This window comes from Romboutsia sp. 1001216sp1 (assembly GCF_039841805.1).
Lineage (GTDB): Bacteria > Bacillota > Clostridia > Peptostreptococcales > Peptostreptococcaceae > Romboutsia_C > Romboutsia_C hominis.
Map to the genome: position 1 here is coordinate 46,464 of NZ_JBDPHA010000014.1, position 16,582 is coordinate 63,045.

Sequence of the window (16,582 nt, forward strand, 5' to 3'; positions counted from 1 at the left end):
TTTCTACACAATTAAAATAGTATATATATCCACATATTAACCATTTTTTGTTGATAGTTTAGTGAATTATATATACTATTTATTATCTATACTATCCTAACTTAACGTTATTCTTAACAAACTCAGCTTCTATTTTAGATTTTATTTCATCTAAGCTTATTAATTCTTTATCTTGGGCATCTCTTAATTTAAATTCAACTTTACCGTCAGTTATATCTTTACCAACTGTGATTCTCATTGGTATACCTACTAATTCGCTATCCTTGAACTTAACTCCAACTCTTTCGTCCCTATCATCTAATAATACTTCTACACCCATAGATTGTAACTCATTGTATATCTTTTCAGCAGCTTCCATTTGCTCTGCTTTTTTGATATTCACTGGTACAACTACTACATGATATGGAGCTATTGATAATGGCCATATTATACCATTTTCATCATGATGTTGCTCTATTATAGCAGCAGCAGTTCTTTCTATACCTATACCATAGCATCCCATTACTATTGGCTTAGATTTTCCATCTTTATCTATATAGTTAGCTCCCATAGTTTCTGAGTACTTAGTTCCTAACTTGAATATATGACCAACTTCTACCCCTCTAGCTATTTCTAATTCAGAACCACATTTAGTACATTTATCTCCTTCAGTAACATTTCTGAAATCTCCAACTGTACCTTCGAAATCTCTTCCATAGTTAGCATTTTGTATGTGGTATTCATCTTTATTAGCACCTATAACTAAATTATTTTGTTCAGCTACTTCATTATCTATAAATACATAGTCAGCTTCAACACCTATTGGTCCAGCAAATCCTATACCTGCTTTAGTTACAGCTCTTACAACTTCTTCTCTAGCAAGTTCAAACTCTACTGCTCCACCTATAGCATTAGCAACCTTAGTTTCATTAACTTCTCTATCTCCTCTTACTACAACCACAACAGTCTTTCCATCTACTTCATATACTAAAGTCTTAGCAAATCTATTTGCTGGTAAGTTGAAGAATTTTTCTAAATCTTCTATTGTGTGAACATTTGGAGTGTGTATTTCTGTTAATTCTTTCATTTCTTCTTTATCTAAAGAAGTATTTACTGAAACAGCTTTTTCCATATTTGCTGCATAGTCACATCCACTACAGAATACTATTTCATCTTCTCCTACTTCTGATTTAACCATGAATTCTGCTGAAACAGATCCACCTATTGCTCCTGTATCTGCTTGAACTGGACTATTATCTAATCCACATCTAGCGAATATATTTGTATAAGCATCATACATATCTTGGTATGATTTATCTAATCCTGCTTCATCTATATCAAAACTATATGCATCTTTCATAGTGAAAGTTCTAGTTCTCATAACCCCAAATCTAGGTCTTCTCTCATCTCTATATTTAACTTGTATTTGATATAAGTTAAGTGGTAATTGCTTGTAAGAAGTTATTTCTTGTCTTATTAAATCTGTGAACACTTCTTCATGAGTTGGTCCAAGGCAGAAATCTCTATCATTTCTATCTTTCACTCTCATCATTTCTGCACCCATTACGTCCCATCTTCCAGACTCTTTCCATAACTCAGATGGTATTAATCCTGAACATAGTATTTCTTGGCATCCTTTTTTCTCTAATTCCTCTCTTACTATGTTTTCTATTTTTTTGAAAACTCTTATACCCATTGGTAATTGATTATATACTCCTGATGCCATCTTTCTTATCATACCAGCTCTCATCATTAATTGATGACTTGTTATTTCTGCATCAGCTGGAACTTCTCTTAATGTTGGCATAAACATTTTTGACATTTTCATAGTTATTTCCTCCTGTTTTATATTTTGAAAGTCTTAATATTAAAAAAAACCTTCCGTCTCTATACATATGTATAGAGACGGAAGGTTGAATTTCCGCGGTACCACTCTAATTAGCCATTAGCCCTCTTTAGGGGATATAACGGTCCCTACCGTAAAGGTTTGTTACCACCTTTATGCTAAAAGATTGGTTCAAAGATTATATCTTAGGAACTTTCACCAAATGTTCCCTCTCTGTGAAGACTCTAGTCTTTTACTATTTCTTTATTATAGCTTTGATTTATGTTTTTTATTTATTGTATGTTGTTATTAATAATAATATTATTGTATTCATTTATTGTTGCACATTTTAAGGAATAATTAATTATTAATTTTATTTTTCCATACTTATGAGATAATATTATATTATTTCATATTAGTTGTCAACTTTAACTAATAAACAAATACTTTGTGATGCTATACCTTGCTTTGTACCTGTAAAACCAAGTCCTTCTTCTGTTGTTGCTTTTACATTTATTCTGTCTAAGTTAGTATTTAAAGCATTAGCTATATTCTCTCTCATACTTTGAATATGTGGTGCCATTTTTGGCGCTTGCGCTATTATTGTAGCATCTATGTTACCTATAGTATATCCCTTTTCTATTATTAGATTATTTACATGTCTAAGTAATTCTATACTATCTGCTCCTTTATATCTTTCATCTGTATCAGGGAAATGCTTACCTATATCTCCTAATGCTAATGCTCCTAACATAGAATCCATTATTGCATGAACTAAAACATCTGCATCTGAATGTCCTAATAATCCTGTTTCATGTGGAACATTAACTCCACCCATTATAAGTTTTCTACCTTCAACTAATTTATGAACATCATATCCTAATCCTACTCTCATTATATAGCCTCCGTTAAATTTGATCTTTTAATATTTGTGATCCTATACTTAAATCTTCTTGTGTTGTTATCTTAATGTTATTATATGAACCTTCTATCATTTTAACCTTATATCCTATTTTCTCTACTAGCATTGCATCATCTGTTCCGTAGAAATTATTTTTAAATGCATCTTCATATGATTTTAATAATATATCGTATTTAAATGTCTGTGGTGTATGAACTGACCACAAAGTACTTCTATTCGGTGTATCTATTATATCTTTATTTTCATTAACCACTTTTATAGTATCTTTTACCGGCACACCTACAACTACTGCATTATTTTCTTTGGCTTCATCTATTGATTTTCTTATAATTTCTTTTGTTACAAATGGTCTTGCCCCATCATGTATTAATACTATATCACAATCTTTATTTAAACTTTTAAGTCCATTATATACAGAGTCTTGTCTTTCCTTCCCACCAAAGGCGATCTTTATGTTATGTAAATTATACTTTTCTATAATTTCTTCCTTAAAGAATTCTTCTTCTTCTTTTTTTATAACTACAACAATATCTTGTATATCATCATTTTTATAAAACTTTTCTATTGTATATGCTATTATTTCTTTGTTATTAAGCTTTATAAATTGTTTATTTATCCCCATTTTCATTCTACTTCCACTACCAGCTGCTACTATAATAACGCCATTCATTTAATCACCTCTTTATATACAATTAACACTTATATATTAACTACTTTATCTAATAAATTATATCAAAAAAGCCTTCGAAAATACGAAGACTTTTAAAATTTAAACTTTAGGTTTTCCAAATATCATTCTTCCAGCTGGAGTTTGTAATACAGATGTAACTAAAACACTTATAGTTTGTCCCATGTATTTTTTACCTCCATCTACAACTATCATAGTACCATCATCTAGGTATGCTATACCTTGACTATGTTCTTTACCTTCTTTTACTACTTGAACCACCATAGCTTCTCCTGGTATTGCTACTGGCTTAACAGCATTAGCTAGTTCATTTATGTTTAATACCTCAACACCTTGAACTTGTGCTACTTTGTTTAAATTGTAATCGTTAGTTACAACCTTACCATTTAGAGTCTTAGCTAGCTTTAAAAGCTTACTGTCTACTTCAGCTATATCGTCAAAATCAGTTTTAGTAATTTCAACTTCTATTTGTAGTTCTTCTTTTATTATATTAAGTATATCTAATCCTCTTCTTCCTCTAACTCTTTTTAAGTCATCTGAAGAGTCCGCTATATGTCTTAATTCATCTAAAACGAATTCAGGTATAACTAATTTACCTTCAACGAATCCAGTTTTGCATATGTCTGCTATTCTACCATCTATTATTACACTCGTATCTAATACTTTAGGTGGTATAACCCTGTTTATTTCCTTCTTAGATCCTTTATCTTTCATAGATCCTGAAATTTTGCTTAACTTTCCTAAGTTAAATAAGTCATCTTTACTCTTTAATGCTACTCTTATACCTAAGTAGCCCATAAACCCATATGTAATAAAAGCTAAGAATCCTCCGATTATAGGTATTGTGCTCATTATACCACTTACTAAGTAAGCTATTACGAACCCAACTATAAGACCTATAGATCCTAGTAATATATCTGTTTGAGGATATTTTGATATTTCTTTATCCATAACCTTAGCAATATCCTTAAATTTATCAGTAAACCACGGCTCTATTGCATAGAATATGATTCCTACAACTATCCCAACTGAAACAGATGCAATTAAACCATATATCTCTGCACCAAATTTAAGTGCCGGAAATGCTTTCATTAAAGTTGCATATGTAGTCATACCTAGAGCAAACCCCAGTATGCTTGTTATAAATCTTATCACTTTTGGTATCAATTCTTCACCCCCGGATTAATACTTAATATTTTTTTATTATAATCTATAATACCATATTTATTCAACAACAAAGTCCTTAAATATATCTTAAATCCTTATTAATAAATTATATAAGTCTATCTAGTAATACTAATTGTTTCATTTTTATTAGTCCATTTCTTATATATGTTGCCCTTATTTCACCTATCCCCTCTACATCATCTAAATCTTCAATAGATGCATCTAGTATTTCTTGGAAATCTTCAAAGTAATTTACTAAATTTTCAATTATAGTTGATGGTAATCTATGTATCTTATTTAATACTCTATACCCTCTTGGTCTTATCTCCATATCCATATTTTCAGAGAATCCACTATAACCTAAAAGTTTAGCCATATTAGTTAAATCTACTAATTCTTCAGGAGATAATGTTTTTATTTTCTTTTTAAATAACTTTATGTCTATATCTTCTTTGCTATAATCTTTTAGTATAAGTTTTTGGTCAATTTTAGTTGTTCCAACTAATTCTTCTAACTGCATTCTGACTAGTGTTCCTTCTTGCCCAAGCTCTATAATATATTTTTCTATTATACTTGTAATTCTCATAACCATTTCCATTTTTTGAAGTACAATTGCTACATCGTATATAGTTACTAAATCATTAAATTCTAATGCATTTAGGCTTGCTACAGCTTGATCTAATACTGCTTTATATTTTTCTAAAGTCTGTAATGCTTGATTAGCTTTTGTAAATATTTTTGATATTTCTTCTAGCGCATACTTTTGATCTCCTCTGTATACAGTTATTACATTTCTTCTTTGAGATATAGCAATAACTATAGAACCTGTCTGCCTTGCAACTCTCTCTGCTGTTCTATGTCTTGTCCCTGTTTCAGATGTAGGAATAGAATAATCAGGTATTAATTGTGCATTTGCAAATAATATCTTCTTAACATCTTGACTAAGTACTATAGCCCCGTCCATTTTTGCTAATTCATATAAATATGCAGGTGAATAATCTGCATTTATATTAAATCCTCCATCTACAACCTTCATTGTATCTTCTCCATTTGATATAACTATCAAACCACCGGTCTTAGCTTTTAGTACATTTTCTAAACCTTGTCTTAATGGACTTCCAGGAGATATCATTTTTAATGCGTGTAATACATTCTTATTATTTAAGATATCTTCCATTATTATTTATTACCCCCTAGTACTATATTTATAGCTTGTCTTAAATTATCAACTGGCCATATTTCTATACCTTTAACATCTTTTACTGCATCATAATTACTTCTTGGTATAACCATTTTTGAAAATCCTAATTTTTTACACTCAGCTATTCTCTTTTCTATATAGCTAACTGCTCTTACTTCTCCTGTTAAACCTACTTCTCCTGTTACTGCTATTTTTTCATCAACTTCAATGTTTCTAAAACTTGATGCAACGGCAATTATTATACCTAAATCTATTGAAGGCTCATTTATTTTTATACCCCCTACAATATTTAAATACACATCTTGATTTTGAATTTGCAATCCTACTCTCTTTTCTAAAACAGCTAATAACATAGCAACTCTATTATAATCAACCCCTGTAGCTGTCCTTTTAGGAATACCAAAACTAGTTGGGGATACTAATGCTTGCAGTTCTAAAAGCATTGGTCTGGTCCCTTCTACTGTAGATATTATTACAGAACCAGCCACATCTTTTGGCTTTTCTGATATAAGTATCTTAGATGGATTTTCTAACTCTACCAAACCTAAATCTCTCATTTCAAAGACACCTAGTTCATTAGTCGAACCAAATCTATTCTTTACAGCTCTTACTAATCTATATGTATTATATCTTTCTCCTTCAAAATATAAAACTGTATCCACCATATGCTCTAATAATTTAGGACCTGCCAATGAACCTTCTTTTGTTACATGCCCAACTACGAAGGTTGATATACCCATTTTTTTAGAAATTTTCATGAATTTAGATGTACCTTCTTTAATTTGGCTAACAGTTCCTGGAGCTGATGATATTTCTGGGCTATAAACAGTTTGAATAGAATCTAATATGATAAGTTCTGGATTTATACTTTCTAAATGAGCTTCTATTATACTTAAATTATTCTCTGCGAATATATACAGATTATCTGAACTTATACCTAACCTTTGAGCTCTCATTTTTATTTGAGATTCAGACTCTTCTCCTGATATGTAAAGTACTCTTTTTCCTGAGTTTGCAACATTGCTTGAAACTTGTATTAGTAGTGTAGATTTACCTATCCCTGGGTCTCCTCCAACAAGAACTAATGACCCCTTTACAACACCTCCACCTAACACTCTATCCAATTCATTTATACACGTTGAAAATCTTTCTTCTTCTTTAGTTTGTATAGAATTTATACTTACTGGTCTTGATGATGATTTATCTATAATGAAAACTTCTTTTTTACTTCCTTTTTGCTCAATTTCCTCTACGAAAGTATTCCACTTTGTACATTCAGGGCATTTCCCTAACCATTTTGAAGTTTCATACCCACATTCTTGACATACATATTTTGTTTTTATTTTTGCCATATAATTCACCCTTAAATTCTTTTTGTCTATATAATTTTAGCATATCTATATAATATTATGTAGAATCTTTAAAATCCTTTATAGCTAATATACCTATATATTATACTAATATTTTTTGCTTATAAAAATAAAGGGGAATACTCTCCCCCTTATTATATATATTACTACTATTTGCACTTAAATACTATCTTATTATTTTCTACCTCTGCTATAACAACATTTCCACCTCGTATGTCTCCTTTTAGTATTACTTCTGAAAGTGGATTTTCTATCTCTTTTTGTATGGCTCTTTTTAGTGGTCTTGCACCATACTGTAAGTCTAATCCAACTTTTGATATAAATCTTATGGATTCTTCGGTCATATTTAGGTTTATGTTCATAGCTTGCAACCTCGATGCTAATTCTTTTGTCATTAATTTTACTATTTCATCTAAATCTTCCTCTGTTAGTGAATGGAATACTATTATATCATCTATTCTATTTAAAAATTCAGGTCTAAATTTTTGTTTAACTTCTTCCATTATACATTCTTTCATATTTTCATAATCACTCTTGACTTTTTCCTCTTTATTTCTATTTGTAGAGAATCCTAATATTCTTTGAGAGCTTATTTTTGTTGCCCCTACATTAGAAGTCATTATTATTATAGTATTTTTAAAGTCTACAGTTCTACCTTTGGAATCTGTTAGTCTTCCATCATCTAATATTTGCAATAAAATATTAAATACATCTATATGCGCTTTTTCTATCTCATCAAGTAAAATTACAGAGTAAGGATCTCTCCTTACTTTTTCTGTTAATTGGCCACCTTCTTCATAACCTACATATCCTGGTGGTGACCCTATTAGTCTAGATACTGCATGTTTTTCCATATACTCAGACATATCAAGTCTTATTATCTTATTTTCATCTCCAAATTGCACTTCTGCTAAGGCTTTTGATAATTCTGTCTTGCCTACTCCTGTAGGACCTAAGAATAAGAAAGATCCAATTGGTCTATTTGGATCTTTTAATCCTGCTCTTGACCTTCTTATAGCTCTCGAAATTGACTTCACTGCCTGCTCTTGACCAACCACTCTTTCATGTAATATTTTCTCTAACCTTAATAATTTGCTAGATTCAGATTCTACTATTTTATTTACAGGTATACTGGTCCATAATTCTACAACTTCTGCAATATCTTCTGGTTTAACTACTTCTGTATATTTTCCCATAGCATTCCATTGTTGTTTTACTTCTTTAAGTTCTTTCTTCAAATTTTCTTGCTGTTTTTTTATTTTATCAATTTTCTCAAAATCTTGATACATTACTGCTTTGTCTTTTTCCTTATCTATGCTTTCGATTTCTTCTTCTAATCCTAAAATTTTAACTGATGATTTACCTATTTTTAACCTAACTCTTGATGCAGCTTCATCTATTAAATCTATAGCTTTATCTGGTAAAAATCTATCAGTTATATATCTTATAGATAAATCTACTGCTGCAACTAAAGATTCATTACTTATTTTTACTTTATGAAAATCTTCATATTTATATCTAATACCCTCTAAAATTTTTATACTTTCTTCTCTAGATGGTTCTTTAAGCACTACAGGTTGAAATCTTCTTTCAAGAGCTGAATCTTTTTCTATATGCTTTCTATATTCATCTATTGTCGTTGCTCCTATAATTTGTAGTTCTCCTCTTGATAGCACCGGTTTAAGTATATTTGATGCATCTATTGTACTTTCTCCAGTTGCACCTGCACCTATTATTGTGTGTATTTCATCTATAAATAGAATTACATTGCCATTTTTTATAACTTCATCTATAACTTGCTTTATTCTATCCTCAAATTCACCTCTATATTTTGCACCTGCTAACATAGAACCCATATTTAAAGTATATAAGCTTTTATTTTTTAAAGTTTCAGGCACATTTCCTTCTGCTATGTTTATAGCTAACCCTTCTATTATAGAAGTTTTTCCTACCCCTGGATCTCCTATTACAACTGGGTTATTTTTTGTTCTTCTACTTAATATTTGTATAACTCTCTCTATTTCAATTTCCCTACCAACTACAGGATCTAATTTACCTTTGGAAGCTAAATTTACAAGATTCTTACCATATTTATCTAAAAGTTTTAGGGATTCCTCCTGTACCTTAACTGTGTATTTTTCTTCTTTTTCTTGTTGTATTGAGTACTCCTCTAATCCCATCATATCAATTATTAACTGCACAATAGCTCTCTCATCAATACCTTCTAAGTTTAATATTTTCATAGCAGTACCATTGCCTTCTTGAACTATCGCTAACAAAATATGCTCTGTTCCTATATAATTAGTTCTTAACTTATTAGCAAACATACCAGAGAGCTCTAATATTTGTTTACTCCTTGGACTTAATGTTACATCTTCTACTGGCTCATTAGCGTTGCCTTTTACTTCAATTATTTTTGATTTGATTATGCTATCTGTTAGTCCTAACTGCATTAATACTTTTCCTGCTATTCCTTCCTTTTCCTTTATTAAGCCAAATAAGATATGTTCACTACCTACCACTTTATGACCCAATCTTTGTGCACTTTCTATACCTATATCTATTGATCTCTTTGCCCTTTGAGTAAATCTGTTAAAATACAAACTTTACCCTCCTCTCTATTATAATAATTACTTAATGCTATCTATATTTGATTAATTTAGTAATTAATTATAGTCAACCTTTTTAATATCATTCAGTTACTTCATAATACACATCTACTAAATGTATATTTAATCTAATTTATATGCATTTTTTTCATTATTGTTCCAAGGTTTAACTTGTACTTTCTAAAAAATTTAAGGCTCTAGATGAGCAATCTAGAGCCTTAAATTTTATTTATTATTTTCCAACTCTATTATTTTTTGAGCTAATTGAGCTGGAACTTCTTCATATGTTTCTAATTCCATCTCAAAATAACCTCTTCCCTGAGTCATGGCCCTTAAATCTATTGCATATTTAAAAGTTTCTGCTTGTGGAGCATTTGCATATATTATTTGTTTTCCTTTTTCATCAGATTCCATTCCAAGTATTTTTCCTCTTCGCTTATTTATATCCCCCATTATATCCCCCATATACTCTTCTGGAACAGTTATCTTAAACTTCATTATAGGCTCTAGTAAAACTGGCTTAGCCTCTTCCATACCCTTCTTAAATGCTATACCTGCTGCTAATTTAAATGCCATTTCTGATGAGTCTACATCATGATATGACCCATCATATAAAGTTGCTTTTATATTTGTAACTGGAAAACCTGCTAAAACTCCCTTTACCATGGAATCCTTTATACCTTTTTCTACTGCTGGGATATATTGTTTTGGTACAGATCCACCAAATATTTCTTCAGCAAACTCAAAATCTAAATTACTTCTTTCAAATTTAATTTTGACATCTCCGTATTGCCCATGACCTCCTGACTGCTTTTTATGCTTACCTTGAACTTCAGCTTTTCCTTTTATAGTTTCTCTATAAGCTACTTTTATATCTTCTAAACCAATATCTACACCAAACTTTGACTTAATCTTATTTTTTATAGTATTTATATGGAGTTCCCCTTGACCTCCTATTAATACTTGTTTTGTCTCAGGATTTCTATACCACTTAATAGTTGGGTCTTCTTCAACCACTTTATTTAATGCAGAACCTATCTTATCTTCATCTCCTTTATTTTTAGGAACCACTGCATAATATATTTGTGGCTTTGGTAAGTTTATATCTTCTAATTCGTATTCATCCTTACTTATAGATACAGTGTGGCCAGTTTGAAGTGAATTTACTTTTGTTACAATTATTATATCTCCACATCTAGCCTCACTTAGCTCTATAAGGTCTCCATTTTTCATAGTATATATATTATATATTTTTTCTTTCTCTGATTTATTCAAATTAAATAATTCACAGTCTTTATTTATTTTACCTTGAGTTACCTTTATATAAGACATTTTTCCTATGAATGGGTCTACTATTGTTTTAAATACTTGCCCTTTAAATTTAGCCTCTATATTAGAGTACTTTGGCTGCAAATATTTTGAAACAGTTTCTAATATTTCAGCTGTTCCTATATTGTTTATCGTTGAACCACATATAACAGGAATTATATCTCCTCTTTGCATACCTATAGTTATACCTTTTTGTATATCTGCATCACTTAAATCGTCTCCACTAAAATACTTATCTAATAACTCATCATCTGTTTCTGCTATAAGCTCCATTAACGCTTCTTTTACACTCATAGCTTCTTGCTTAAATTCTCCATCTAATCCATCCATATTTTCAAAAACATTATGTAATTTTATAAATTCTTTATTCTTATATATAGGTATAATCATTGGTACTACTTTATTGCCATACTTCTCTCTAAGCATAGCTAGTGTATCTTTATATCTAGATTTTTCATTATCAATTTTATTTATGAACATTATTTTTGGCATGTTTTCAGTTAATTCTAATGATTTTTCTGTTCCCACTTGGACGTCAGTTGTTGCATCTATAACTATTATAGCTGCATCACTTGCATTAAGAGATGATATTACTTCTCCACAGAAGTCAAAGTAACCTGGTGTGTCTAATAGATTGTATTTATAGTCATTATACTCTACTGGAGTTAATCCTATACTGTATGTCATATTCATTTTATCAGTTATTCTCGGTATTTTACTAGTTAACTTTGATGTGTATGCTATGGCTTCAATTAAGTTTGTCTTCCCGCATCCACTATGACCTAGTATTGCTATATTTCTTATATTACTACTATCGTAAATTTTCATATAAGCACCTACCTTTATAATTTATAAATTACTTTGAGTATTTCACTATAATTACATAACTAAATTTTATTTTTTGATAATAAGTATGTAAACATCTTAACTCTAGGTGGTGATATAAGTATTTCCCAAGAAATAGTTAGTACTTAAGGTCTTAGTCATTAATTCTATACTTATTACCTCTTTCCTCTCTTTTACTGTAATTTCATATTTAATAATAAATTTTATTTTATATATATATATTCAATAATCTATATATAATTCCACTTATTATTTATACAATTCTAATGCAGTATATTAATAATATTTTTTCTCATATTTCACTATTGATATACATTTTATCTATTTATCGAAGTTTAATTTATTCAATTGATTATGTCCTTATGCTGACAATTATTTCTTCTATTTTTCGATAAATAAAAGAACTTATGCCTTTTAGGCATAAGTTCTTTTTAGCTTATCATATTATTACAAACTAACTTTAAAGAAGAATATCTTCATATTTTAATCCATTTAATTTATATTAGAAATTCTTAAGTATTGTTTTATATGAGTTAAGCGAATTTTTTATTTATCTTTCATAGTTATAAGTAATTGCTTATCTCTTACTAATTCCCCTTCTTCAACTTTTATTGATTTTACAATACCATCTGCTTTAGCAACTATTATAGTTTCCATTTTCATTGCTTCTATAATAATCATTGGTTGATTTTGTTTTACTTCATCATCTTCTTTAACTAAAATTTTAACTACTTTTCCAGGTATACTAGCTCCTATTTGCATAGGGTCATTCATATCAGCTTTTATTATATCTTTTATGTTCCCAGAGTAGTTATTATCTTTTATATCTATATCCCTCATCATACCATTTAATTCAAATGATACTGTTCTATTTCCATTTTCTTTAACATCACCTATATCTACTAACTTTATAGTAAGTATTTTACCTTCTTCTATCTCTACTTCACACTCTTCACCTTTATTTAATCCATAGAAATACACATGACTATCTAGCTTTGATATATCATTATATAGTTGCAGATGTTTTAGGTAATCTTCATATACCTTTGGATATAAAGTATAACTTAATATATTTCTTATATTTGTATTCATTTTGAATCTCTTATCTAAATCAGCTTTTATACTTTCAAAATCTTCCTTTGGAATTAATTTACCAGGTCTTTCTTCTATCGGAGTGTCTCCTTTTAATACTACCCTTTGAATATCTTTTGGTATTCCTCCTTCTGGTTGACCTATCATTCCTTTACAGTAGTCTAATACAGAATCTGGAAATGATAATTTTTCACCTTCTTCTATTATGTTATTCTTATCTAATTTATTTTTTACCATAAATATAGCAAGGTCTCCTACTACTTTAGATGATGGAGTTACTTTTATAATATCTCCCAATATTTCATTTGCTTCTTTATACTTTTCTTTTACTTCATCAAATTTATTTGACAGTCCTAAGCTATCAGCTTGTGGTTTTAGATTTGTATATTGTCCTCCTGGTATCTCATATTTATATATTTCAGCAGAAGGATTTGATAAATCACTTTCAAATCTAGAATATATTTTTCTTAAATCTTTATAATAGTTTCCTATTTCTTCATATCCATATAAATTAATCTGAGTATCTCTTTCAGTATTTTTAAGTGCTTCTACAATAGCGTTTAGTGATGGTTGGCTAGTTAAACCTGCCATAGTTTCTAATGCTCCATCCACTATGTCCACCCCTGCCTCAGATGCCATAAGGCAAGTTGCAATACCATTTCCACTTGTATCATGTGTATGAAGATGTATAGGAGTATTGACATTATTTTTTAATTCTTTTATAAGAGTATATGCTGAATATGGCTTAAGTAAGCCTGCCATGTCTTTTACGCATATTATATCTGTACCTAATTCTTCTAGCTCTTTAGCCATTCTTATATAATATTCTAAATTATATTTATTCTTTGTTGGATCTAATATATCTCCTGTGTAACATATACTAGCCTCTACTATTTTTCCAGTTTCTAAAGCTGTTGATATAGATGGCTTCATATTTTCCACCCAATTTAGAGAGTCAAATATTCTAAATACATCTATTCCCTGTTCTGCTGATTGTTTTATAAATTCTTCAATTACGTTATCTGGATAATTTTTATATCCAACTCCATTTGATGCTCTAAATAACATTTGGAATAATACACTAGGTATCTCTTCTCTAAGTTTTTGTAGTCTAATCCATGGAGATTCTTTTAAGAATCTATATGCAACATCATAGGTTGCTCCGCCCCACATCTCAATAGAAAATAAATCTTTCATATACTCATTAGTTGGTTTTGCTACTTTTAATAAGTCATATGTTCTAAGTCTTGTAGCTAGTAATGATTGATGTGCATCTCTCATAGTTGTATCTGTCAGCAATAGTTTCTTTTCATTTTTAATAGATTCCATATACTTTTCTTTACCTAATCTATTAAACAGATCCCTACTTCCTTCATTAAGTATTATATCTTTATTTATCTTAGGCTGATATATTGAATCAAATGAAGGTTTATCTTCGCATTTATTTTCATTTACTACTGTATTCCCTATAAATTGAAGTAATTTTGTACCTCTATCTTTACTTTCTCTTATCTCAAATAATTCTGGATTAATATCTATAAATCTGGTGCTACATTTTCCCTCTACGAATATAGGATTATTCAATACATTTACCAAAAATCCTATATTAGTTTTAACACCTCTAACCCTAAATTCTTTGATAGATCTTATAGTTTTATTTATTGCACCTTTAAATGTTCTATCCCAAGATATAGTCTTTACAAGTAGACTATCATAGTATGGACTTATATTTGCCCCTGCAAATCCATTACCTCCATCTAGTCTAATACCAAATCCTGAGCCAGTTCTATATACTTGTATTTTGCCTGTATCTGGCATAAATCTATTTTTAGGGTCTTCTGTTGTTATTCTACATTGAATAGAATATCCTCTTAGTTTTACATCTTCTTGAGATTTTATATTTATCTCATCACTATCCAACCTATATCCTTGAGCAATTAATATCTGACTTTGCACTATATCAATACCGGTTACCATTTCAGTTACCGTATGTTCTACTTGAACCCTTGGGTTCATTTCTATAAAATAGTATTCTCCACTATCATCTACTAAAAATTCTAAAGTACCTGCATTTATATATCCTACATGCTTAGCTATTTTAACTGCGTCATTGCATATATTTTCTCTCAATTTATCGCCTAGAGAAAATGCTGGTGAATATTCTATTATCTTTTGATGTCTTCTTTGTACTGAACAATCTCTTTCATACAAATGTACTATATTTCCATACTTATCCCCTAATATCTGTACCTCTATATGTTTAGGATTAGCTATATACTTTTCTATGAATATCATGTCTTCACCAAAAGCTTTTTTTGATTCACTACATGCTGTTTCATATTCTATACTTAAATCTGATTCGTTATAAACAACCCTCATACCTCTACCGCCACCGCCGTTAGAAGCTTTAAGCATTATTGGATATCCTATTTCTTTAGCTATTTCTTTGGCTCTTTTAACATCTTTGATTGGTTCATCTATTCCTGGTATAGTAGCTACATCCACCTCTTTTGCTATTCGTTTTGAATTTATTTTATCTCCCATCATATTCATTATATCTGCTGATGGACCTATGAATGTTATTCCATTTTTCTCACACTTCTTTACGAACTCTGGATTTTCAGATAAGAAACCATATCCTGGATGAATTGCATCTACATTTTTCTTCTTAGCTAATTCTATAATACTATCTATATCTAGGTATGCGTCTATTGGACCTTTATCTTCTCCTATTAAATAAGATTCATCTGCTTTTGTTCTAAACAAACTATATTTATCTTCTTTACTATATATCCCCACGCTCTTTATTCCCAATTCAGAGCAGGCTCTAAATATCCTTATAGCTATTTCTCCCCTGTTAGCAACTAAGATTTTATTAAATTTTTTAAACATAATCCTAATCCCCTCCCTTTTTCTTTTAATATTAAAGATTATAAACTATGTTATTTAATGTTTAAATACGTTTACTTGAAGTCCTTAATAAATAATATAAATACATTTAAATAAATAACTTTTATCTTATATAACAAAAAATACCTAACTTTAGTTAAGGCGGTTTAGATTATATTATTAAGTATTTAAATTTTTTTATTTTTAATATAGAAATTTATTGGAATTGATGCATATTTTGAACTAATCGTTTGTTTAGATATCATTTAATATAGCAAATTTATCGCATTTGCATTAAATAAATGATTTTGGAAATATTGTATAGCTTAGTATTGATTTTTATAAAGACTTATTTTTTATTATATGCTTTAAAATATAAATATTACTATTTTTTCACATAAAAAAAAGATTACGTGGCTACGTCTTACTCTCCCAGGGGGTCGCCCCCCAAGTACCATCAGCGCTAAAGAGCTTAACTTCTGTGTTCGGTATGGGAACAGGTGTATCCTCTTTGCTATAATAACCACATAATCTTTATCTTTTAGAGTTAATACTCTGAAAACTGTATATCATTTAGTTAATGATTTTGGTCAAGTCCTCGACCTATTAGTATCGATAAGCTAAATACATTACTGCACTTACACCTTCGACCTATCAACCAGGTA

Annotated in this window: 9 protein-coding genes, 2 rRNA genes and 1 other annotated feature; all 11 genes read right to left on the reverse strand. The window is 29.7% G+C overall.

What is annotated here, in order from left to right; all coding sequences use genetic code 11:
• Positions 1–91: 91 nt before the first annotated feature.
• Entirely contained in the window at positions 92–1,807 is a 1,716-nt protein-coding gene (locus ABHC41_RS12325) for a proline--tRNA ligase (protein WP_166506180.1), read from the reverse strand.
• A 70-nt stretch (positions 1,808–1,877) separates the two neighbouring features.
• Positions 1,878–2,084: a binding site (T-box leader), on the reverse strand.
• Positions 2,085–2,219: 135 nt separating this feature from the next.
• Positions 2,220–2,699, reverse strand: a complete 480-nt coding sequence (ispF, locus tag ABHC41_RS12330; protein ID WP_092921748.1) for a 2-C-methyl-D-erythritol 2,4-cyclodiphosphate synthase — start codon at positions 2,697–2,699, stop codon at positions 2,220–2,222.
• Between the two features lie 13 nt (positions 2,700–2,712).
• Positions 2,713–3,396, reverse strand: coding sequence for a 2-C-methyl-D-erythritol 4-phosphate cytidylyltransferase (gene ispD / locus ABHC41_RS12335; RefSeq protein ID WP_195238542.1), 684 nt, complete (start codon positions 3,394–3,396; stop codon positions 2,713–2,715).
• Between the two features lie 99 nt (positions 3,397–3,495).
• Positions 3,496–4,581: a PIN/TRAM domain-containing protein gene (locus ABHC41_RS12340; RefSeq protein ID WP_166506179.1), complete on the reverse strand. Its 1,086-nt coding sequence runs from the start codon at positions 4,579–4,581 to the stop codon at positions 3,496–3,498.
• 106 nt (positions 4,582–4,687) lie between these two features.
• Positions 4,688–5,758 carry a DNA integrity scanning diadenylate cyclase DisA gene (gene disA, locus ABHC41_RS12345; RefSeq protein WP_166506178.1) on the reverse strand — a complete coding sequence of 357 codons (1,071 nt, stop codon included), beginning with the start codon at positions 5,756–5,758 and terminating at the stop codon, positions 4,688–4,690.
• A gap of 2 nt (positions 5,759–5,760) precedes the next feature.
• Positions 5,761–7,134 carry a DNA repair protein RadA gene (radA, locus tag ABHC41_RS12350; RefSeq protein ID WP_092921740.1) on the reverse strand — a complete coding sequence of 458 codons (1,374 nt, stop codon included), beginning with the start codon at positions 7,132–7,134 and terminating at the stop codon, positions 5,761–5,763.
• 167 nt (positions 7,135–7,301) lie between these two features.
• Positions 7,302–9,755: an ATP-dependent Clp protease ATP-binding subunit gene (locus ABHC41_RS12355; RefSeq protein ID WP_195238544.1), complete on the reverse strand. Its 2,454-nt coding sequence runs from the start codon at positions 9,753–9,755 to the stop codon at positions 7,302–7,304.
• Between the two features lie 231 nt (positions 9,756–9,986).
• On the reverse strand, positions 9,987–11,918 hold the full coding sequence (locus ABHC41_RS12360) for an elongation factor G (RefSeq protein ID WP_271894337.1): 1,932 nt from the start codon (positions 11,916–11,918) through the stop codon (positions 9,987–9,989).
• 564 nt (positions 11,919–12,482) lie between these two features.
• Entirely contained in the window at positions 12,483–15,920 is a 3,438-nt protein-coding gene (locus tag ABHC41_RS12365; RefSeq protein WP_166506175.1) for a pyruvate carboxylase, read from the reverse strand.
• 408 nt (positions 15,921–16,328) lie between these two features.
• Positions 16,329–16,445: ribosomal RNA gene (gene rrf, locus ABHC41_RS12370) — 5S ribosomal RNA — on the reverse strand.
• Between the two features lie 58 nt (positions 16,446–16,503).
• Positions 16,504–16,582, reverse strand: a 23S ribosomal RNA gene (locus tag ABHC41_RS12375); the annotation flags it as partial.